This window comes from Acetivibrio sp. (assembly GCF_035371925.1).
GTDB lineage: Bacteria > Bacillota > Clostridia > Acetivibrionales > Acetivibrionaceae > Hungateiclostridium.
Genome location: NZ_DAORXT010000050.1, coordinates 1 through 21,779, shown reverse-complemented (window position 1 = coordinate 21,779; position 21,779 = coordinate 1). Strand labels below are relative to the sequence as shown.

Annotated in this window: 19 protein-coding genes and 2 tRNA genes; 1 reads left to right on the top strand and 20 read right to left on the bottom strand. The window is 38.5% G+C overall.

The window, feature by feature from the left end; translation table 11 throughout:
* Positions 1-234 precede the first annotated feature (234 nt).
* The 7 genes from PLH43_RS08325 to PLH43_RS08295 all read right to left on the bottom strand — a co-directional run bounded on the left by PLH43_RS08325 (position 235) and on the right by PLH43_RS08295 (position 6,591).
* A tRNA-Ile gene (locus PLH43_RS08325) sits at positions 235-311 on the bottom strand.
* Between the two features lie 3 nt (positions 312-314).
* Positions 315-390: transfer RNA gene (locus PLH43_RS08320), tRNA-Asn, on the bottom strand.
* A gap of 189 nt (positions 391-579) precedes the next feature.
* On the bottom strand, positions 580-813 hold the full coding sequence (locus PLH43_RS08315) for a ferritin family protein (protein WP_324361983.1): 234 nt from the start codon (positions 811-813) through the stop codon (positions 580-582).
* A 348-nt stretch (positions 814-1,161) separates the two neighbouring features.
* Positions 1,162-2,238, bottom strand: a complete 1,077-nt coding sequence (gene rpoD / locus PLH43_RS08310) for an RNA polymerase sigma factor RpoD (RefSeq protein ID WP_324361981.1) — start codon at positions 2,236-2,238, stop codon at positions 1,162-1,164.
* Between the two features lie 33 nt (positions 2,239-2,271).
* Positions 2,272-4,074 carry a DNA primase gene (gene dnaG / locus PLH43_RS08305; RefSeq protein ID WP_324361979.1) on the bottom strand — a complete coding sequence of 601 codons (1,803 nt, stop codon included), beginning with the start codon at positions 4,072-4,074 and terminating at the stop codon, positions 2,272-2,274.
* A gap of 357 nt (positions 4,075-4,431) precedes the next feature.
* Complete coding sequence (locus tag PLH43_RS08300) at positions 4,432-5,427, bottom strand: deoxyguanosinetriphosphate triphosphohydrolase (protein WP_324361978.1); 996 nt, start codon at positions 5,425-5,427, stop codon at positions 4,432-4,434.
* Positions 5,428-5,559: 132 nt separating this feature from the next.
* A complete protein-coding gene (locus PLH43_RS08295) occupies positions 5,560-6,591 on the bottom strand; it encodes an HD-GYP domain-containing protein (RefSeq protein ID WP_324361976.1) in 1,032 nt (343 codons plus the stop codon).
* Between the two features lie 294 nt (positions 6,592-6,885).
* Between PLH43_RS08295 and PLH43_RS08290 the strand changes: the two genes are divergently transcribed.
* Positions 6,886-7,158, top strand: coding sequence for a hypothetical protein (locus PLH43_RS08290; protein WP_324361974.1), 273 nt, complete (start codon positions 6,886-6,888; stop codon positions 7,156-7,158).
* Between the two features lie 42 nt (positions 7,159-7,200).
* On the opposite strand, the gene panD is transcribed toward PLH43_RS08290, so the two are convergent.
* The 13 genes from panD to PLH43_RS08225 all read right to left on the bottom strand — a co-directional run.
* Positions 7,201-7,581, bottom strand: a complete 381-nt coding sequence (gene panD / locus PLH43_RS08285; RefSeq protein ID WP_324361972.1) for an aspartate 1-decarboxylase — start codon at positions 7,579-7,581, stop codon at positions 7,201-7,203.
* Positions 7,582-7,585: 4 nt separating this feature from the next.
* Positions 7,586-8,431, bottom strand: a complete 846-nt coding sequence (gene panC / locus PLH43_RS08280) for a pantoate--beta-alanine ligase (protein ID WP_324361970.1) — start codon at positions 8,429-8,431, stop codon at positions 7,586-7,588.
* A gap of 58 nt (positions 8,432-8,489) precedes the next feature.
* Positions 8,490-9,341, bottom strand: a complete 852-nt coding sequence (gene panB / locus PLH43_RS08275; RefSeq protein WP_324361968.1) for a 3-methyl-2-oxobutanoate hydroxymethyltransferase — start codon at positions 9,339-9,341, stop codon at positions 8,490-8,492.
* 461 nt (positions 9,342-9,802) lie between these two features.
* Positions 9,803-10,753: a protein translocase subunit SecF gene (gene secF / locus PLH43_RS08270; protein WP_324361966.1), complete on the bottom strand. Its 951-nt coding sequence runs from the start codon at positions 10,751-10,753 to the stop codon at positions 9,803-9,805.
* Positions 10,746-12,083 (bottom strand): protein translocase subunit SecD, encoded by a 1,338-nt coding sequence (secD, locus tag PLH43_RS08265; protein ID WP_324361964.1) that lies wholly within the window; start codon positions 12,081-12,083, stop codon positions 10,746-10,748. Before secD ends, secF begins: the two co-directional genes overlap by 8 nt.
* 157 nt (positions 12,084-12,240) lie before the next feature.
* Entirely contained in the window at positions 12,241-12,906 is a 666-nt protein-coding gene (locus PLH43_RS08260; RefSeq protein ID WP_324361962.1) for an HD domain-containing protein, read from the bottom strand.
* A 28-nt stretch (positions 12,907-12,934) separates the two neighbouring features.
* Entirely contained in the window at positions 12,935-14,287 is a 1,353-nt protein-coding gene (gene scfB, locus PLH43_RS08255) for a thioether cross-link-forming SCIFF peptide maturase (RefSeq protein WP_324361960.1), read from the bottom strand.
* Between the two features lie 143 nt (positions 14,288-14,430).
* Positions 14,431-14,571, bottom strand: coding sequence for a six-cysteine ranthipeptide SCIFF (scfA, locus tag PLH43_RS08250; protein ID WP_324361958.1), 141 nt, complete (start codon positions 14,569-14,571; stop codon positions 14,431-14,433).
* A gap of 76 nt (positions 14,572-14,647) precedes the next feature.
* Positions 14,648-15,556, bottom strand: a complete 909-nt coding sequence (locus tag PLH43_RS08245; protein WP_324361956.1) for an RluA family pseudouridine synthase — start codon at positions 15,554-15,556, stop codon at positions 14,648-14,650.
* A 43-nt stretch (positions 15,557-15,599) separates the two neighbouring features.
* Positions 15,600-16,055, bottom strand: a complete 456-nt coding sequence (gene lspA, locus PLH43_RS08240; RefSeq protein ID WP_324361953.1) for a signal peptidase II — start codon at positions 16,053-16,055, stop codon at positions 15,600-15,602.
* 87 nt (positions 16,056-16,142) lie between these two features.
* Positions 16,143-17,810 (bottom strand): peptide ABC transporter substrate-binding protein, encoded by a 1,668-nt coding sequence (locus PLH43_RS08235; protein ID WP_324361951.1) that lies wholly within the window; start codon positions 17,808-17,810, stop codon positions 16,143-16,145.
* Between the two features lie 80 nt (positions 17,811-17,890).
* The gene (gene pgeF / locus PLH43_RS08230) at positions 17,891-18,730 is read right to left on the bottom strand and encodes a peptidoglycan editing factor PgeF (RefSeq protein ID WP_324361949.1); all 840 of its coding nucleotides are present in this window, start codon (positions 18,728-18,730) and stop codon (positions 17,891-17,893) included.
* Between the two features lie 410 nt (positions 18,731-19,140).
* Positions 19,141-21,779, bottom strand: a 2,639-nt coding sequence (locus PLH43_RS08225; RefSeq protein WP_324361947.1) for an endo-1,4-beta-xylanase, incomplete at its 5' end; no start/stop codon positions are given.

The following is a 21,779-nucleotide window of genomic DNA, read 5'->3' as shown; positions in this document are numbered from 1 at the left end:
TGTATTATTGCCTTTGGTAATTTTTCTTTTAAACTATAACTGCAAAAGAAACGGGACACCGAAAAACCTTTTGAGACTATAACTATCGGCATCACAGAGCCTTTACACCAAGTCATCACAAATAAAAAAAGCACCCCTGCCTCAAGTCATAGAGAGCTTAGCGAAAGTTTTGACACTTTTATTGAGATAAAAAAATAAAACAAGGAGTCAAAATAGACTCCTTGTTTTATTTTTTGGTGGGCCTTCAGGGACTCGAACCCCGGACCAACCGGTTATGAGCCGGTTGCTCTAACCAACTGAGCTAAAGGCCCGTTTGGCTCCTCAAGTAGGACTCGAACCTACGACCCTGCGGTTAACAGCCGCATGCTCTACCGACTGAGCTATTGAGGAATATTTTTGCGTTAGCAATAACTTGCTAAACACAAAATATATTATACTTATGCATCCCTCCCAGGTCAAGAATCGTTTTTCTGGCACTATAAGCAATTATAACCGTTTTTCTTTTATTTTCAACGCCTTACTCCTATTTTCAATGTATGATTTTTTTTCGTAGACTATTCTTACCCTATAAGTTGAGTGCTAATTGGTATTTTCCAGTCTTTTGTTCCTATATTCCAGCAAAAGCTCCCTAAGCTCTGTTGCGTGTTTTCCTTCTTCCTCGGCATACTTTTTGAAAACTTCCTTAATCTTTTGGTCCTCTATTCTTTTAGAATACATCTCATAATCCCTTACCAATTCCATTGAATTTTCCCATGCCCGAAGCAATCTGTCGTAAGTTGTAATTTCTACTTCATTTCTGTTCATTTCATCCATATTATTCACTCCATTGCTAAATTATTTTATTTCATTCATATATTGCTTCAAAGGATGTTTTTTTATGCAGCCCGTATCAAAATCCTGTTTTTAAACAATTTTCCATATAAATCTTGTCCATATTCCTTTGTTAGACTATGCCAAACACTTTTTTAAATAAATTTTAAAAATGTCTTGATTTTTATTTTTATATCTATTAATATACTACTAGTATAATAATTATACTCCCCTAGTTCCTGCAAATATGCACTCAGCTAATTTGCAGGATATTTTTTTATCCGAATAATTATCCCATTACTTTACAAATTCCAATGAAAAGAGCCAGGTAACAGTTCCTGACTCTATAAATTAATCCAAATAATCCTTTAATTTTTTACTTCTGCTGGGATGTCTAAGCTTTCGTAAAGCCTTTGCCTCAATCTGACGAATTCTTTCCCTTGTAACATTAAACTCTTTTCCAACCTCTTCAAGAGTCCTGGCGCGACCGTCATCTAAGCCGAATCGAAGCCTTAAAACTTTCTCTTCCCTGGGAGTCAAAGTATCCAAAACATCTATCAGCTGTTCCTTTAAAAGGGTAAAAGCAGCCGCTTCCGACGGCGCCGGAGCATCATCATCGGGTATAAAGTCCCCAAGATGGCTGTCTTCCTCTTCACCTATAGGTGTCTCAAGAGAAACAGGTTCTTGGGATATTTTCATTATCTCCCTTACCTTTTCAACAGGCATGTTCATCTCTTTTGCAATCTCCTCAGGATGAGGCTCCCTTCCCAGCTCTTGCAGGAGCTGTCTGGAGACTCTTATAAGCTTGTTTATGGTCTCAACCATGTGAACAGGTATCCTGATGGTTCTCGCCTGGTCTGCAATTGCCCTGGTGATTGCCTGTCTAATCCACCATGTGGCATAAGTGCTGAATTTGAAACCTTTTCTGTAATCAAACTTTTCCACTGCTTTTATAAGACCAAGGTTTCCTTCTTGAATTAAATCAAGGAAAAGCATGCCTCTTCCCACATATCTTTTTGCAATACTTACAACCAATCTCAAGTTTGCTTCTGCCAATCTTCTTTTAGCTTCGGCATCACCCTGTTCCATTCTGTGAGCCAGTTCAATCTCTTCCTCAGCAGTTAAAAGAGGTACTTTACCAATCTCTTTCAAATACATTCTGACAGGGTCATCTATACTTATGCCCTCGGGAATGGAAATATCCAAGTCATCTTCCGTAAGCTGGATATCTTCCATTTCCGCTTCTATATCCCCTACTACATCTATCCCCATATTTTCCAACGTCTCATATATTTTTTCAATATGTTCAGGATCGATGTCAATTTCATCAAATGCATCCATAATTTCCTGGTATGTTAACATTCCTTTTTGTTTGCCTTTTTCAATAAGCTCAAGCAAAATCGCTTTTTTATCGCTATTGGGTTTCACTTACTGCCCCTCCGTTCATTAAGATGTATCTCTCTATATACTTTTCATTTTCAATAATACTGTCTTTAGCTCCAATTTCAGTTTCTCCGTCTCTTCATTAGAAAGATTTCCGGAAGAAATCAGCTGGAGTATCTCTCTCTGCCTGTCCTTCAAACGGTATAACTCCATTTTTTTAATTATATCCATAACTGCCTTTATGTTATCATCAAAATTACATTCCCCCTGTATTAATCTTGCAAACACGCCCGAAGATTCTTCGCCGGCCAAATTTATAAGCTCTGCCGGAACTATTCCCTTCCTGTCTTCGAAACGTTTAAAAATAATCTTTGCTATTTCTTTGTTTTCCTCACTTTTAAATTCATCAATAATTATTTTGTCTTTTACTACTTTATATAAAGAATTATCAATGCTAAGAAGACTGAGCAGCATTCTTTCACAATCAACAATGCTGTCGGAACTACTTTTTTCATTGCTTTTATCAAACTTAAGCCTATTGTTGTCAGCTTTTGCCGTCAAAGGCTTCGCCAAAGGTTTAAAAGCTGTTTTGGGCTTTATTCTTTTAAGTACTTCTGCATATATCGATTCCTGGCTTATATCATACTCCTTTGAAATTTTCTTAATATACATCTCTCTTTCCATATTATTGCTAACTTTTGACAGTAAATCCGCAGCCCTGTTTAAAAAATTAATCTTTCCCTCAGTAGTATTTGTATCTATAGTAGATTTTAAAGCCTTTATTTTATACTCAATCAATGAAAGTGCATTTTCCACCAGCTTGTTAAATGCTTCAGGGCCGTTCTTTTTGACGAACTCATCCGGGTCCTTTCCGTAAGGTATGGTAAGAACCTTTACGTTGCACCCGATATCATTGAGCAAGTCAAGCCCTCTCATTGTTGCAGCCATTCCTGCAGTATCCGCATCATAGGATATAATTATCTCTTCTGCATATTTTTTCAATATCCTTCCCTGGTTTTCAGTCAAAGCAGTGCCAAGAGATGCTACAGTATTTATTATTCCAAACTGAAATAGGGATATTACATCCATATATCCTTCAACTACAATTATTCTTTTTTCTCCCGAATTTTTTGCAAAGTTCAGGGCATAAAGATTTTTTCTTTTATTGTAAACCAACGTTTCCGGGGAGTTCATATATTTTGGAGTGGAATTATCCAAGACTCTCCCGCCAAAACCAATAACATTTCCCCTCAAATCAAATATTGGAAATATAACTCTACCTCTAAACCTGTCGTAAAAACCGCCGTTTTTGCCTTTTAAAACCAATCCGCTGTCTAAAAGTATTTCATCACTATAGCCTTTCTTTTTTAAATGATTGTATAGTGAATCCCATTCTTCCAGCGAATAACCCAAGCCAAATTTTCTGGCAATATTTCCGCTGACCTTTCTCTTATTCAAATACTCCCTTGGGGCGGAATTTTTTTTCTCATTAAGCTGCTCATAGAAAAAGCGAGCCGCTTCAATATTAATTTTCAAAAGCTCCTGCTTTTTTCGAGCGATAATTCTTTCTTCTTCATTGTCTCCTTCGGGCAGCTGTATCCTTGCTCTCTCCGCCAACAGCTTGATTGCTTCAATATAGTCAAGGTTCTCTGCCTCCATAACAAACTGTATGACACTTCCGCCCTTTCCGCACCCAAAACAATAATATAGCTGCTTACTCGGGTCTACACTGAATGAAGGGGTTTTTTCACTGTGGAATGGACATAGTCCGAAATAATTCCTGCCTTTTCTCTCCAGTTTGACGTACTCCCCCACAACACTCAAAATATCATTGTTAATTCTAATTTCTTCTATCAATTCTTCCGAATAATGTTTATACATTCTATACTCTTCTTTCCTAAAACAACTCCTTTATAAAAATTATAAAAACCAATTATTTGATAAATAGGATGTTTACCACGTTTCAACTATATTCTTCGACATATTTGCTCATATTCCTTCTTTTTTTGTTAATCAGCATATTTAATTCTAAGAAATAACGCCCCATTATTATAGCACGGATATTAAATGAAAAACCACCATAATACGATTTTATTTTATTCTTCATAAAAATAAATTTTCCTTCTTTAAATACTCTAAAATAAAAACAAATATTTTTAGATATTCTTTCAACTTTATTGCCAATTTATACGTTTAACATAAATTCAGCCCAAAACACAGGTTGTTGGGCTTTTTTGATCAGTGCCATGATTCGGGTATAAATATTTCGTGAAATTTTTTAACCGCATATCGATCTGTCATTCCGGCAATATAATCGCAAACAACTCTGTCGATATCCGAATGTTGAAGCATTTTCGCCGCTTCCTCGGAAAGATATTCCGGTCTTTCTTTAATGTAGTTGTAAAGCTCTTTTATAATATTTTGGGCTTTTATTTCATCCTTTTTAGCTTTCGACCCTATATACACATTGTCGAACATAAAATTTCTAAGCTCATTCATTGCTTCGTAAAATTCACTGCTCATTTTTATTGAGTCCCTGTCTTTACTATTGTTTATAATATTCACAATCATATTGTTTATTCTTCGGCTGGAACTGGCGCCCAATACTTTGGTGCACTCTTTCGGAAGACTGTCTTCCGAAATAATACCTCCTCTTATGGCATCATCTATATCATGATTAATATATGCTATTCTGTCGGCAAACCTTATAATCTGCCCTTCCAAAGTTGCTGAAATTGTGTCTCCCGTGTGGTTTAGTATTCCGTTTCTAACTTCCCAAGTGAGGTTTAGTCCGTTGTCCCTTTCCAGTATATCCACAACTCTCAAGCTCTGCTCATTATGCTTAAATCCATGGGGACATATCTCATTTAGAACTCTTTCGCCGGCATGTCCAAAGGGTGTATGTCCCAAGTCATGCCCTAAAGATATTGCCTCTGTCAAATCCTCGTTTAGTCTAAGGCTCTTTGCAATAGTCCTTGCTATCTGTGAAACCTCAAGAGTATGAGTCAATCTCGTCCTGTAATGGTCCCCCTCCGGTGAAAGAAAAACTTGAGTTTTATGTTTTAACCGCCGAAAAGCTTTTGAATACAATATTCTATCTCTATCTCTTTGAAACCGCGTCCTTACATCACATTCTTTTTCCTCGCGCATTCTGCCGAGGGACTGGGCGCTTTTTGCCGCATAAGGTGACAAAATTTCATCTTCAAGCTTTTCCAGTTCTTCACGTATGAGCATCGCAAGTTACACCTCCCTGCAAATAAAAAAACACCTGTAATTATATTATACAAAACTCACAGGTTTCCTTCTAAATAAAACATAATGTTTCTCTTGCATGCCCCAACATCAAATAATATTTCCAATTATCAATTATAATATTTCAAGTATTTTTAACTCTTTTTCCTTTGAAAGGTCAATGTACTTGTCATCCACTCTTATAATCGGTCTCGATACAAGCCTTGGATTTATGTATACAATTTCACACACTTCGCCTGTACTAAGCCTTGCAAAGTCTCCAACATAGTATGCAGCTATATTGCTCAGAAAAGCGTTGACCACCGTCAAATCAAGCTTGCCGACAGCTTCTTCCTCCATTATATGAAACACCTCAAAAGGACTTTCTTTTTCCCTATATACCCTGTTTGATGTCATAGCATCATATATATCCGCTACTGCAATAATCCTTGCCATCATATTTATTTGATCTCCCTTAGCTCCGGTAGGATAACCGGTTCCGTCCATTCTCTCATGATGCATGAGAACGGCAACACGAACCTCCTGGTCTATCTCGTGTTCCTTTTCAAGCATTCTATAACCGTATACCGGATGTTTTTTAATCTCTTCATATTCCTCCGAAGTAAGTTTTGAAGGCTTGTTCAAAATTTCCGTCGGTACCTTTGATTTACCTATATCATGAAGCAAGCCGGCTTGAACAAGCTTAATAAGTTTGTCCTTGCTAAAGCCCAGCCATTTTCCCAATAGCATGCAAAGGAGCGACACATTTACACAATGGGTGTAAGTATATTGATCCGCACTCTTGATTTGATTTATACACCTTACTATATCCCTTTTTTCGTCCAATCTTGCAACTACAGAAGTAACAACTTTGTCAACCTTGTCCATACTAATATTCTTGCCTATGGCCGCATCAAAAAGAATAGTTTTAAAACTATTAACACTCGAATTATAGGAGGTATTGAAGCTCTCGGAAATTTCCGAAGCGATGAACTCCTTTTCTATTATCCTAACCTTGTCGTAATTTAGATTAACAAGTTTCTTTATCATGTGGCTGTCCAATATTGTTCCTTCGGAAATCACTATTGAACCGTAATCATTCACTATTGTTTCGGCAATTCTCATACCCGGTTTCACTTCTTTTAAAGGTAAAAATACTTTTGACACACTATTCCCCCAATTCTATGTCTGTTTATATTATTATCGAATATTTCTCCTATATAGTTTATAAATTTTTGTATACATTGTCTTGATGGTAAACTTTTTGCATTGATGATGCATGTGTTTTATGTTAACATTTATAAAGTGCAGTAATATCCGTCACTGTTTTAAATATTCTCATAACTGCACATTAATTATGTCTATTTGCAGGCTGTGAAATTAAAATGAATATTTTTTAAAACTGTCCCCCAAAGGGGATTTATTATAATTTATATCATGTAAAAGGGGTGCTCATTAGATATGCAAATAAATAAAATGAAGAAAATTGAAAAGATAGCAAAGGAATTTAATAAATTAAACCGTCTTTCAAAGCTTATTATCAAATACGGTATTTTTACTTTCATCGGGCTGTTTTTGCTCGGTGCAGTGACTATTGTCATGTATCAGACAGTATTTTATTCCAATGACTATACTTATTATTTAGGAACTCTGATTGTAAAGACCAGCTTTACTATTCTTGCAGAAGCAATAATCGGAGGTCTCGTTATTGATTTTGCAACAGGAAAAGGTTAAGAATCGAACAATCCCGAAAAGGGATTTTTCAATTCTTAACCTTTATATTTCACCATGCTTTTCTTTGTTTTTAATATTAATTATCTTATTCTTTTCATCCACAAACAGTATTTTGGGATTAAAGGACTTTGCCTCCTCCCTGTCAAATATTCCATAGGAAATTATAATTATCAAATCTCCGGGATGTACAAGCCTTGCAGCCGCGCCATTGAGACAAATCATCCCGCTTCCTCTTTCACCTTTAATGACGTAGGTTTCAAACCTGTTTCCATTGTTATTGTCAACCACCTGAACCTTCTCATTTTCTATTATATCGGCAGCATCCATCAAATCTTCATCAATTGTAATGCTGCCTACATAATCCAAGTTTGCTTCGGTTACTGTGGCACGATGAATCTTGGATTTCATCAATGTTATAAACATATCTTTACACCTCCACAATTATATTGTCAATAAGCCTTGTACTCCCGAACCTGACGGCCAATGCTATAAGAACCTTTCCTTTAATTTCATCAATACTTTCTAGAGTATCCGCATTCACCACTTCAACATAATCAATCTGCGCATTTTTTTCTGTTTGTATCCTGTCAATTATATACTTTTTGATTTTGTCCCCACTAGTTTCGCCATTTTTTATAAGCTCCTCGGATTCCATCAGGGATTTTGAAAGTATAAGTGCCGATTTTCTATCCTCGTCACTTAAATACACATTTCTCGAGCTCATGGCAAGTCCGTCTTCTTCGCGCACTATGGGGCAGGTTATGATTTCAACGTTCATATTTAGGTCTTTTACCATTTTCTTTATTACCGCAACCTGCTGGGCGTCCTTCTGCCCGAAATATGCCCTGTGAGGTTCAACAATATTGAAAAGTTTGGTTACAATTGTCGTAACACCTCTAAAATGTCCCGGCCTTGATTTACCGCAGAGAACTTCGGTTATACCCTCCACATTTACATAGGTTTTGAATCCGTCGGGATACATTTCTTTAACGGACGGAGCAAACACCACATCAACTCCCGCTGCCTCCGCAAGCCTCAAATCTCTCTCCATGTCCCTCGGATATCTGTCAAAGTCCTCGTTTGGACCAAACTGTGTGGGGTTTACAAAAATACTCATAATTGTATAGTCATGATTATGCACCGACATATTTACCAAAGACAAATGTCCTTCGTGAAGATATCCCATTGTCGGCACAAAACCGATTGTCCTGCCAATGCTCTTTTGAGTTCTCACTATAGCTTTTAAGTCACTGATTGTCTCAATTACTCTCATAATATATACTCCCTTGTTTGTTTTATGTCTAATAGTTCAATATTAATATATACAATCTTTAAATGTCAAATTTATTTTTCTCAAGCTCACCAATAATTGAATCATCCACCGTAAAAGAGTTTTTCTCTGTAGGAAATACTCCGCTTTGAACTTCTTCTATATAGCTTTTTGCAGCCTCAGATATGGTTTTTCCCATATCGGCATATTTCTTGACATGCTTTGGGGTAAAGTCCGGAAACATACCGGTCAAATCATGTATAACAAGAACCTGCCCGTCACAGTCCGGACCGGAACCGATTCCTATTGTAGGTATATCCAATCTCTTGGAAATAAACGCCGCAAGTTTGTACGGCACGCACTCCAAGACCACGGCAAAAACCCCTGCTTTTTGCAAGAGAAGAGCATCCCGGTATATTTTTTTTGCTGTGTCAATAGTCTTGCCCTGGGCCTTGTGTCCCCCGAAAACATTTATCGACTGAGGAGTGTATCCAAGGTGTCCGACTACCGGTATTCCGGCACTGATAATGGCCTTAACGTCCTCAATTATATCCTCGCCGCCTTCAAGCTTAACAGCCTTGCAGCCTCCTTCGGACATAAGTCTTCCGGCATTTCTCACGCTGTCATTTTTTCCTGTATGATAGGATAAAAACGGCATATCGGAAACGACCATTGCCCTTTTTACTCCCCGTGCAACGGCCTTTGTATGATGTACCATATCATCCATTGTCACCCGTGTAGTATCCTCATATCCCAAAACCACCATTCCCAAGGAATCTCCCACCAGTATACAGTCCACTCCGGCTTCGTCCAAAATTTTGGCGGTCGGGTAGTCATAAGCTGTCAGCATACTGATTTTTCTGCCCTGTTTTTTTGATTCTAAAAAGCTTGCTGTTGTAAACTTGTCATTCATAGTCATACCTTCTTCCGTTTTATATATTATGAACCCCCTATATGGTCCCGGCAAATTTCAACTATAAATATATTCTTACCAAAAATAAAGTACTTCTTACCAAAATAAAAGCTCGGGACATCGAGTCCCTTCGCTTTTGCCTCTTTCATTTCATTCCAAGAGGCCAAATCAAAAAAGTCAACCCGACAGGATTGACTGATATTAAGCAATAGGCAAATATATTCTTGATATACCCCCCTGTCTCTGTCCATATCTCGGATCAAAGCAGAAAAAATTCAAAAAATAATTCTTTTAAAATAATATCTACAGTGCGGTTCAAATCGATACCACCTGAGTCTAGTTAAATATTAGCACAGTCACAGCTATATTACAATATAAAAATTGAAATAAATAAAAATTGGATAGAAGCTTTAACCTCTACCCAATTTATGTGTCTGTACCATCAAAGCCAGAAAATCCGCTTAAGCTTTTGCAGGTTGGGAAGCTTTTTTCTTCGCCTGCTTTTCCTTAAGCAATTCCCAAAGCGGGCTTGCAATAAATATTGTAGAATATGTTCCGCTGATAAGACCTATTATCAATGGGAAAGTAAACTCCTCCATTGAACCGATTCCGTTATATACAGAGAATGCATAAACCGTTATTACGCATATTAATGTGGACACCGTAGTATTTATTGTTCTTGACATGGATTGGGTAATACTTTTGTTTACAAGATCCTTTATAGAGTCCTTTCTGGATATCTTGCTGTTTTCCCTGATTCTGTCGTATATTACTATGGTATCGTTAACGGAGTATCCCAATATGGTCAATATAGCTGCAATAAAGGAATCATTGACAGGTATATTGAATACCGCATATACCGCAACCATCATCAAAACGTCGTGCAATACCGCCAAAACAGCAGTAAATCCCGCTAAAAGTCCCGACATCATCTTAAACCTTATTCCAATATACAAAACCAGCAATACCAAAGATAAAACAACTGCAATCAAACTTTTAGTAAGTAATTCCGATCCTATTGAAGGGTCAACATCCCTTACAATCATTTCAGCATCTTCTTTTATATTAAATTCGGCCCTAAGTGCGGAAAGAACCTTGTTACGCTCATCATCGGTAAGCTTACCGCTGGACTTGATAACAAGAAAACTGATAGCTTGATTGCTGTTTTGGGCATCCAATGTCTGAGACTTTTGTGCGTGAATACCACTTTTACCGACTGCCTCTTGAGCTAAATTCTCGGCCCTGTTGGCATCAAAATCCCCATTTTCCATTTCTATTTCTATTTGAGTTCCACCCTTAAATTGAATATCAAGGTTAAGTCCCCCACGTACTATTAACGCAACCAACCCAATTAACAACAACACAGCAGATAATATGAAAAAGTATTTTCTCTTACCAACGTAATCAAACATTTGCGGTACCTCCTTTAGCTCCAAAAAGCCACGGTTTTCTTAAAGCACGGATTTCAGCCAAGGCTTTCAAAACAATCTTTGTTCCATATATTGCGGTAACAAAATTAAGTATTACACCAAGGCCGAGAGTAATAGCAAAAGATCTAACCGGACCTGTTCCAAAGTAATAGAGGATTACCGCAGTTATCAATGTGGTCAAGTTACCGTCAAGTATTGCTGCAAACGCTCTGTCAAAGCCCAAATCAACAGCAGCCTGAACGGTTTTGCCGCTCTTGATTTCTTCCTTGATTCTCTCAAAGATAATTACATTGGCGTCAACGCTCATACCCACAGTAAGAATCATACCTGCTATACCGGGGAGAGTAAGGGTCATACCGGTCAAAACAAGTATCAATATAACTGCTGCGGCTTGTCCAAGGAGTGCCATATCCGCAACCAATCCCGGAACTCTGTAATAGAGCAGCATAAACAACCATACCAAAAGAAGTGCAACAGCACCTGCATATATACTTATATTAAGTGCATTCTCACCTATAATCGGGCTAATGTGATTTACGTCCTTTGCTTCAAGTTTAAAAGGCAAAGCACCGGATCTGATTATGGCAGCAAGCTCTTTTGCTCGCACTATGGATTCTTCCCTGTCAGTAGTACCGAGATTTATTACTGCTTTGTCCTTACCGGATATTTTTTCATTAACTATAGGGTCTGAAACCAACTGATCGTCAAGATATATCGCAATTCTTTGTCCAATCAGTCTTCCAGTAGCCTCTTCAAACTTTTTGGCTCCCTCATCGCTAAATATTAGCCTTACAACGGCCAACTGTGTCTGAGGATCTGTCTCAGCCACGGCACTTTCTATATCCTTACCCTGAAGAACTATTTTGTCGGACATTTCATAAGCTCCGGTCTCAGGATCTACCTTGTCTTCATCAACTTCCCTGAAGGACAGCATTGCGGTTGCTCCAATATCGGCAATTGTCTCATATGGATCAGCAGCCTCACTGCCTTTTTTGTACGGTATTTCAACCAGTACTCTTCTGTTAACCTTGTCCACTGTTACAGTCTTGTCGTAAATCTGTTTTCCTTCAAGTCTTGTATCAATTATTTCTTTCACAGTTTCCAGCTCATCGTCAGTAGGCTTTACCCCATCAGGAGCTGTAAGAACAGCGCTAACTCCACCGCTTATATCAATTCCATACCGGATACCGTCATAAGCCTTGGGTATTGAATAATCCGAATTTGGAATCTTTAATCCAACAAGAACAATAGCGGTCATAGCTGCAATAATTGCCAAAACCAAGAAGCTCTTAATCCCGCTGCTTAGCTTCATTTGTAAAATTCCCCCTTTTTAATCTTTTCACATGTGGATATTATATAACTTCCACAAAATTGAGTCAATATAATATATTTTTTCTAAATTAAATTCCATAATACATAATTCTTTAATAAATTTTATAATACCAAACTTTTCGGATAAAAAACACAGGCTAAAGGAGGTGGGTTCCATTAATTATAAGCTTGAATTTAAGCCCTAAAAATTCTGCAGCCCTGCGGTTCATGGTCATTCGAACCAGGAATATTTCAAAATAATCCATCACGGGGCAGATTTTTGTATCAATTTTAAGCTCCAAAACCACCAGCTTCTTTTCTTTATCCACATATAAATCAGAGTTTTCAACGGCATAGTTTACCCTGTCATGGATATCGAAAGTCGCCATGTCATTGTTTCTTACGCGGGTCCTGTGAACATCGGATTTGTCTGCAAGGATAAGAGCCGCAGAAATATTGCTTACAGGCGCTCCCGTATTCTCGTCGTGATTTCCGATAGCCAGCATTATCTCCGCCGCCTCACTGTAGCTCATACCCATTTTGGTCAAAATATTGTACGCCAGTATAGCTCCGGAGTGGGCATGGTCCACCCTGTTTACCGCATTTCCGATATCATGGAGATAACCTGCGATTTTGGCAAGCTCAACTTCCCGTTCGGAAAATCCCAGTGTCTCAAGAATTTCTCCCGCTTCCTTGGCAACCAATCCGACATGCCTGAAGGAATGCTCGGTATATCCCAATGCTGCAAGCTGCCTGTCCGCCACTTCAAAAAGGGAATTGATTTCTTCGTTGTTTTTTAAATCCTTTAATGTTATAAGGCCCATATAAAACCTCCCAAAAAAAGATTATTCTTTACATCTCCTGCGCCTTTATCCACAACGCACATTCAACCCTTTTCTTTTCCAGTTCGCACCCGACTTTATAAGGAACATTAATATCTTTATGAAAATTATATGAATTTGCGGCACATCCTCCACTACAGTAGAATTTTGCCCAGCAGCCGTCACATTCTTTCTTTGAGTATACATTCGAGTTTTTAAAAGACTCCTGAATATCTCTGTCCAAAACTCCTTCCTTGACATTACCCATTTTAAACTTCTCGTTCCCCACAAACTGGTGGCATGGGTAAATATCTCCTTCTGGAGTAATTGCAAGGTATTCATGCCCAGAACCGCAACCACTCAGTCTTTTTACTATGCACGGTCCCTGGCTTAAGTCTATCATGAAATGGAAGAAATTAAACCATTCTCCCTCTTTTCTTCTTTTCACATATTCATATGCCAGCTTCTCATATTCTTCAAACAATTTAGGAAGGTCTTCCCCCCTCAAATCATATCCGCTGTCTTTCGCAGCAACAACAGGTTCTACGGAAATCTGCTTGAAGCCCTCGTCGGCCAAATGGATTACGTCATTAGAAAAATCTATATTTTCTCTGGTAAAGGTTCCGCGAACATAATAATTATCCTGATTCCTAGACTCCGCCACATATTTGAACTTTGGAAGTATATCCTCATAACAGCCGCTGCCGTCAATTCTTTTTCTCATCCTGTCGTTTACTTCCTTGCGCCCATCGATGCTTAATACAATATTGTTCATGTTTTCATTTATATACCTTATATTGTCATCATTTAAAAGCAGACCGTTTGTCGTCAACGTAAATCTGAAGTTTTTATTGTGTTCCTTTTCCTTTTGCCTTGCATATTCAATAATCCCTTTTACCACGTCAAAGTTCATCATCGGCTCTCCGCCAAAGAAATCAATTTCAAGATTTTTTCGATTTTTAGATTCTGAGATTAAAAAGTCAATGGCTTTTTTGCCAACTTCCAAACTCATCATGCTTCTTTGTCCGCCGAAATTTCCGGTGGATGCAAAGCAATATTTACACCTCAAATTGCAGTCATGGGATATATGTAGACACAGCGCCTTTACCACCGACTTTCTGTTCATGGAAGGAACATATTCCTTGTAAGGGTCTTCGGAAAAAAGCAGCCCTTCCAACTTAAGGCTCTCAATTTCTTTCAAAGCTTCCTCAAGCTCTTCGGTATCGTACTTGTGAGAAAGCTTGTCCTTAATCTCATCATGAGCATAATCCTTGTAATAGTCCAATATATCAAAGGATATGTCATCCACCACATGGACAGCACCGCTGTTGACATCAACAACTATATTGGTGCCCATTAACGAAAACTTATGAATCATTGTCATCTTACTACCACCTTGTTTTATACAATTCCAATAAAATATAAATAGTGTTAAAAAAGTGAAAAGCGAAATATTTGTTTCACTTTTCACTTCCTCAATTGTACCGAAACAGATACTTATTGTTTTTTATCCCTTTATGTAAAGGATTACCTTTTTTCGCAGCTTTGGTTTGCAACAGTGCAGGAAGTCTTGCAAGCTGACTGGCAAGAAGTCTGGCACTCACCGCATCCGCCTTTTTTCAAGCTGTCTTTCAGTGTTGATCCGTTTAAAACCTTAATATGCTTCATTTACTTTCCCCCTATAGTAAAATTTACACGTTGTATTATAGCACAAATTGTCCGGGTTGAAAAGAATATTGTATGACTACACCTTTAATTTTTCAAGAAGACCTTTAAAATACTCGGGAAGCGGTGATTCAAACTCCATATACTCTCCCTTTACGGGATGGACAAACCCAAGCTTTTTTGCATGAAGTGCCTGTCCGTTTACATTATATACATCATTCTTTCTTCCATAGACCGTATCTCCTATAATGGGATAGCCTATATAGGACATATGCACCCGTATCTGATGCGTCCTGCCCGTTTCTAAGGTGACCTCAATATAAGTGGCGTCCTTAAATCTCTCAAGCACTTTAAAATGGGTTACTGCTCTTCTTCCGTTCCTGGTATTCACAGCCATCTTTTTCCTGTCAACAGGGTGCCTTCCAATGGGTGCGTCAATTTTACCCTGATCCTCCCGAATTAATCCATGAACCACTGCAACATATACCCTTTCAATGTCATGGTCTTTGAGCCTTCTGGATAAACCTTCATGCGCGGCATTGTTTTTTGCAACAACCAACACCCCGGAAGTATCCTTGTCAATCCTGTGGACAATACCCGGCCTTATAATACCGTTTATGTCGGAAAGATTGTCTCCGCAATGATTTAAAAGGGCATTTACCAAAGTACCGGAATAGTTTCCCGCCGCAGGATGAACCACCATGCCCTTGGGCTTGTCCACCACTATAATGTGTTCATCCTCGTACAATACGGGCACACTTATGTCCTCCGCGACCACGTCAAGAACCTGAGGCTCGGGTATTTTGGCCAGTATCTCGTCCATGGGCTTTACCTTGTAATTTGCCTTGACCGGTTTTCCGTTTACAAGTATCATCTCATCGTTTACAAGCTTTTGTATATATGACCGGGAATAATCTTTGAGCCTTCCGCAAAGCCACGCATCTATCCTTATTCCGTTGTCATTCGAAACAAGTACAATTTCCTCCATGATTTCTCCATGCTCCAATTTATGAAGTCTTGTATAAATAATATTATTCCTTGTCTTCCTTGTATATAAACAAAGTATAATAGGCCAGCAGTATGGTTCCCACTACCACAAAGGTATCTGCAGCATTAAATACGGGAAAACTGTAACTGCCAAATTGAAAATCGAGAAAATCTATAACCCCGTCGGGTCTGAATATCCTGTCGATGAGATTTCCCAATGCTCCTCCAAGAATCATGCTCAGTGAGAATCTATAAAACTTGTTGCTGTTTTTAAAAATAAAGTATACCAACAAAATCGAAAGAACTATTGTAACAGGAACAAGTATATATCTCCCGTTCTGCATGATCCCCCAGGCCCCACCGGTATTTCTCCAGTGAGTAAGATAAAAAAAGTTGTTGATTACACTTATTCTGTCTCCAAATGCAATATTGCTGATTACAATATACTTCGTCAATTGGTCAATAGCTACAAAAACAGCTATCAATACAACAAAAATCATATGAGCCCAGCCTTCCTTACAGATTTGTCAGTAAAAATTATATACTCTTTCCATTGCGATGTAAAGCTTATTTGAATATACTTAATATCACTCAACAGGTATATACCATCTGGCAAAATCGTAATATTTATCCCATGTACTGGGATTTAACTCACCCCTTAATCTCTTATTGTAAACAACTACATTATTGTAGAAGTATAGCCCCAGATAAGGCAAATCCCGATTTATTATTTCCTTCATATTAATAAAATAGGCTTTTTTCATAGACGGATCCTTTTCCTTTAAAATCGAGGACAAATACCTGTCAACAATTTCATTGCTATAACCGGAAATATTAAGTCCGGTTCCGATTTCAGCCGATGAATACAGAAAAGAAATGTCCGGAATCGATGATACGGTACACCCTATAAACACCATGTCAAACTTTCCAGTCTGTATCCTGTTAAGCTCCTCATCCCATTTGACCTCTTTGATTTCTATTTCTATTCCCGCTTCATTCAGCTGTTCTTTTATCATTTCAGCGACAGACAGCCGTGTTTCATTATCATCATTTACCATAAGCTCCAGTGAAAGTCGGGTGTTAATGCCGTCAATCCTCTTGTAAAATAAACCGTTATTCTCTTTCCATCCGCCATCTAAAAGTATCTGCCTTGCTTTTTCCACATTTCTTTCATAGGATACAACATTGGTATCGTTAAGCCACGTATCGGGAATAACAGGCAAATCCGACGCCACTGCTTCTCCGGGCATAACGCTGCTTATAATCTGTTCTCTGTCAACAGCATATGCTATAGCCGTTCTTACTTCCTTTTCCTTTAATATTTTGTTTGAAAGATTAAACGCAATAAATTCAAATTCGTTGCTTACGTATTTTTTTAGAAATATATCGGTTCTTCCGCTGTAACCTATCCAATTGGTCCTGTCCGCGGTAATAACATCTACTTCCTGAGACTGAAAAGCATTCATTACAGATTGGTTTCTGTCATATATTTTTATATTGATTTCTTGGATATAGGGAAGGCCAATCCCATTTTCGTCCTCGCTACCCCTGTTCCACCAATTCTCATTGTTTGAAAGTCTTATATACTCATTTTGCTTGTAATGAGAAAATTTATAAGGTCCGGTACCTATTGGACTGTTATTTTTGGGAGTGGTCAAAATATCTTCCCCAAGATAATAATGCTTTGGAATTATGGGAAAAGTCATAAGCTCGGGAGTGAAAGAATTGGGACTTTTTAAAAGCACTTTAAACGTCTTGCTGTCTTGTGCCAAAACGCTTTCGACATTTTCAAGGCATGTCTTGTACGGACTGTTCACACCCGCGTTCATTATGATATTTGCCGTAAATTCCACATCTTCCGCCGAAAAGGGAATGCCATCGTGCCAATAAATATTTTCCTTTAAATAAAATGTCCATATCAACCCATCATCGGACCCTTCCCAGCTCTCAGCCAAAAGCGGTACAGCTTTCTGGTTCCCGTCCATCCTCACAAGACTTTCAAATACAAAGCACGAATACTCCTTTACATAGGCATTGGCAGTCAATATGGGATTTAAGGTGTCCGGCTCGGTGGAAAACAGATTCAAAACACCGTTCTTTACAGGACCAGTATCCAATACGTCATCCATACCGCCATTTAAAAAATCGTAATCTTTGTTTTCTTCTTCCAATAGGCTACTTAAATCGATATTGCATGCTGAAAAAACAGTGCTAATAATCACCAGCACAGCAAGCAACAACACTCTTTTTTTCAAAGCGTATCTCTCCCTGATTGTATTCTTCGTATATTTAACTTCTTCTAGACTTTTCCTTTGCAATTCCATTTATCTTACCACTATCCGTTTATCTTCATAATCCCAACCATCGTCCCCGTTTTGCCGTTATCCCCTCTGTGGGAAAAGAATAAATCCTTATTGCATTTGGTACATATATCGCTCAATACAATATTCTCCTCTTTTACTCCTTCATCTATAAGAGTTCTCTTAATTATTGCCGGAAGGTCAAAATGCCACTTTTGGTCTTTTCTTTCACAATACTCTACGCTCCAGTCAATTTTCGCCTTAAACTCATCATACACATCGTCCCCTACTTCAAAACAGCACTTTCCGATAGAAGGACCGATTGCGGCAACAATATTTTGAGGCTCACATAAAAACTTCTCTTTCATTTTCATTAGTGCCTCTTTCGATATTTTCATCGCTGTGCCGCGCCATCCGGAATGGGCAATTGAAATAACCGTCTTTTCAGGGTCAAAAAGAAAAACCGGAACACAATCGGCATAAAACGTAACCAGCGTTACTTCTTTCGAATCGGTAACAAGTCCGTCATAACCTATAATATCGCTTTTTCTGATTATACCCTTTCCACGGTCTTCCTCTGTCACCACACGTATTTTGCTTTGATGCACCTGATTGGAAAATACCATACTCCCAATGTCAATATTCAAGGCATCGGCCACTCTTCTGTAATTTTCCTCAACATTTTTTCTATCATCAGTTTTGTTGAACGCCATGTTCAAAGAATCATACTCGCCCTTGCTCACTCCGCCCCGGCGTGTGGTAAAGCAGTGGGTGATAATGTTTTCGTATTTTAGCAAGTTGTTAAACTGAATAAACTCAACCTGATTCTTCGTTTTATACGTAATATTCTTGTTTGATGCAAATCTGCTGTCCAAAACCGGCATCCTCCATCTTAAGCAAATTTGTTTCGTATCTTTACTATATATATGAATATATATGAATAATAACATACATTATTCTTCTAAACAACATATCAATTTATAAATTGCGCATAATAACATGCTTACCGAAAGCCTTGGAATATCACAGAAGATGCCTTTGAACCGACCGGAACTCGGCCACGAAATCCATATATTACCAATCGTCAATAAATTTTCAATCAACAAAGGTATTTTTTAATACGAAGTTTAAGTCAATGTAATAAAAAAGACTGCACTTTAGGTTTTATCCTGGTTGTGCAGCCTTTGCATTTTTAACTGTATCCCCTTTTACGGACATTTTCAATTGCTTGAGAAGAGCTTAAAGCTTACTCATAATTCCGTATTAAACAGCTATTCACGCATTATTACTCATGGAAGAAATATGGAAGAGCATCATAAATATAGTGCCTTACATATCCCCACCAGTGAGTAAGGCCTGGAGCTACAAGGAAGTAGAAATTACCCTTGGAGAAATCTGAGGTATAAACAAACTGTGGCAGCGATTTCATAGCATCAATTTGAGGCTTCATATTATTATATGCAATATCTTCGGTGCCTGTAGCTGCTAATACGAAGTACTGTCTATTTGTGTACCCGAACTTACTAATTGATGAAGCCAGGGAATTAGCTTTCTCCTGACCGGTATTTCCAGACCAGTAGTCTCCGCTGAGAGGCATAAAATATGCAACGTAATCAAGGCAATTAGCCATTACCGTCCATGTTGTCAATCCTCCCATTGAGAATCCTCCAAAGGCTCTGTGCATTCTGGAAGCTTTAATTCCCTCAGGTGTTGTTGACTCTGCATAAGTAGAGTACTTGCCTTCTACAAAAGGAATTACATTTGTTTTGAATTCCTCATAGAAGTTCTGGGCTGTGCAGTTTCCGCCATTGAAGGTTGGTGTTACCACTATCAAAGGCTCAAGCTCACCGTTCATAATCATGTGGTCAAGAATATTTTGCAATTTAACGTCGTTGCTGAAAATTGTATTTTCATTTTCTCCGCCGCCATGCATCAGATAAAAAATGTTGTATTTCTTGCTGGAATCATAGCCATACGGAAGATATACATTTAAACTCTTGGTTCCGTTTATACCGGTGTAAGTTTCTTTAACAATTCTCCCTGCCTTAGAGCACGTATTCAGATAATAGTCAGGAGCGGCCCTGTATTGCAGGGCCGCATCGTAGTTAAAAGAAGATTTCGGTTGCTCGGGCTGTTGAGAACCTTCCTTATAAGGCAACTTATCAATCATTCTCAAGAGATAACGTGAAAGAATTGAAATGTCAGTGCTGTTTACTTTTCCATTTTGGTCAACGTCAGCCGCAAGCTGGGATTGCTCGCTGAGAGTTAATGACTTCAGCACGCCTCTCTTTAACATTGTCAAGTCGGTAGAGTTAATAGAACCGTCTAAGTTTACGTCTCCGACTTTAACTTGCTTAGGTCCTTCAATTGCAGTTCCGGCAACTGCTCCAATCGCTTCATCTATATAGAAGTTGATGGTATCGTCTGCTGTTTCCACATAAACATACATATCAGTTGCATCGGCAGGAATTGTGTATTGCGGATTATATAGATGAACCCATTGATTTGGAAGTGCATCCTTCATATCTATAGTATCATATCTGGCTTCACCGTTTGCATCCACATACTGCAGTTTCATGCAGAATGTTGTTGAGGTAGCACCTTCAATAAACATTGCAACAGAGCTGAAGCAATATTTATTTCCGGGAACAAATGTTCTGGGATTTAATGCACGCTGCGCTCCGTTCCATGCAGATGTACGGCTCTTGATTAAAAGCGACTCCGAGCCTTTATATGCAGTTCTGCCGCTTGTCTGAATTTCTGCAGGTCCCCTAGCGGTCCATTGTCCCAGACTGCCTTCGAAGGTATCATGATAATAATATCCGTTTGCATCCGGCTCTTCCGGCTTACCTCCTCCGCCACCACCGCCGGCAGGATTATCGCCATCGCCCCATTCGGACTGAGGAATAACTGAAACTACTGAATTGTAAGCTGCCTTAGGTTGATTGTTTCTGTCAAACAAAAGAGGTGAATTTTCAGAACCGAGCCAAGTATTGGCATCATTAGGTCCCCATACGCAGACAGCTGTAACCTTTCCTTTAGAGGAGGTTTTGTTTATATCAACAGCTGCCTGGAAAACAGCCTTATATTTGTCAGCCTGCTGCTGGAAGCTAAATTTGCCGTTTTCAGTGCTAATATCAAGCTCAGTAATCTGAACATCACAACCGATATTTATATATTTCTGCAGAGCTGCTTTATAATTTTGAATACCTGAAAATCCATTCATATCCGAGTTTATATGGGATTGCATTCCCACACCGTCAAGCACGCCCTTGTTGTACAAAGATGTACATATTGAAGCAATACAGTCTCTCTTATGATCCCAATACTCGTTGTAATCGTTGTAGTAAAGTTTACAATTTGCTGGAGCATATTTTCTTGCATATGTAAATGCCTTCTCAATAAACTTGTTGTCTCCGTAGACTTGAACCCATGGAGACCTTCCGTTTCCGTATCCGGGTTCTCTTGCTCCGCCATAGCTTCTGGTCCTGTTTGAATCATCACTTACTGCCTCGTTTACTACGTCATAAGCATAAAGATTTAATGACGGATACTGTCTTTGAATTTCGGCAAACATATTTTTTATGTAGCTTTCCATACGCTGGTCCATAACCGATGCGGATACCCAGCTGCCGTTGTCCTGGAAATTGTCTTTAAAGAACCATTGAGGTGTCTGGCTGTGCCAAACTAATGTATGACCTCTGACTGCAATATTATTTCTTGCACAGAAGTTTAATATACTTGCTGCACGGTTCAGCGATACTCTGATATTTGTATTGGTAGAACCTGACTGAACCAGTGTAGCATCAGGCTTCATTTCATTCTCACAAGTGATACTGTTAAACTCTCTTAAAATCATAGCAGTTATTGATGAATTGCTTACTGTTCCTGAGTTAAGTACCGAACCTACTCTGAAATAGTTTG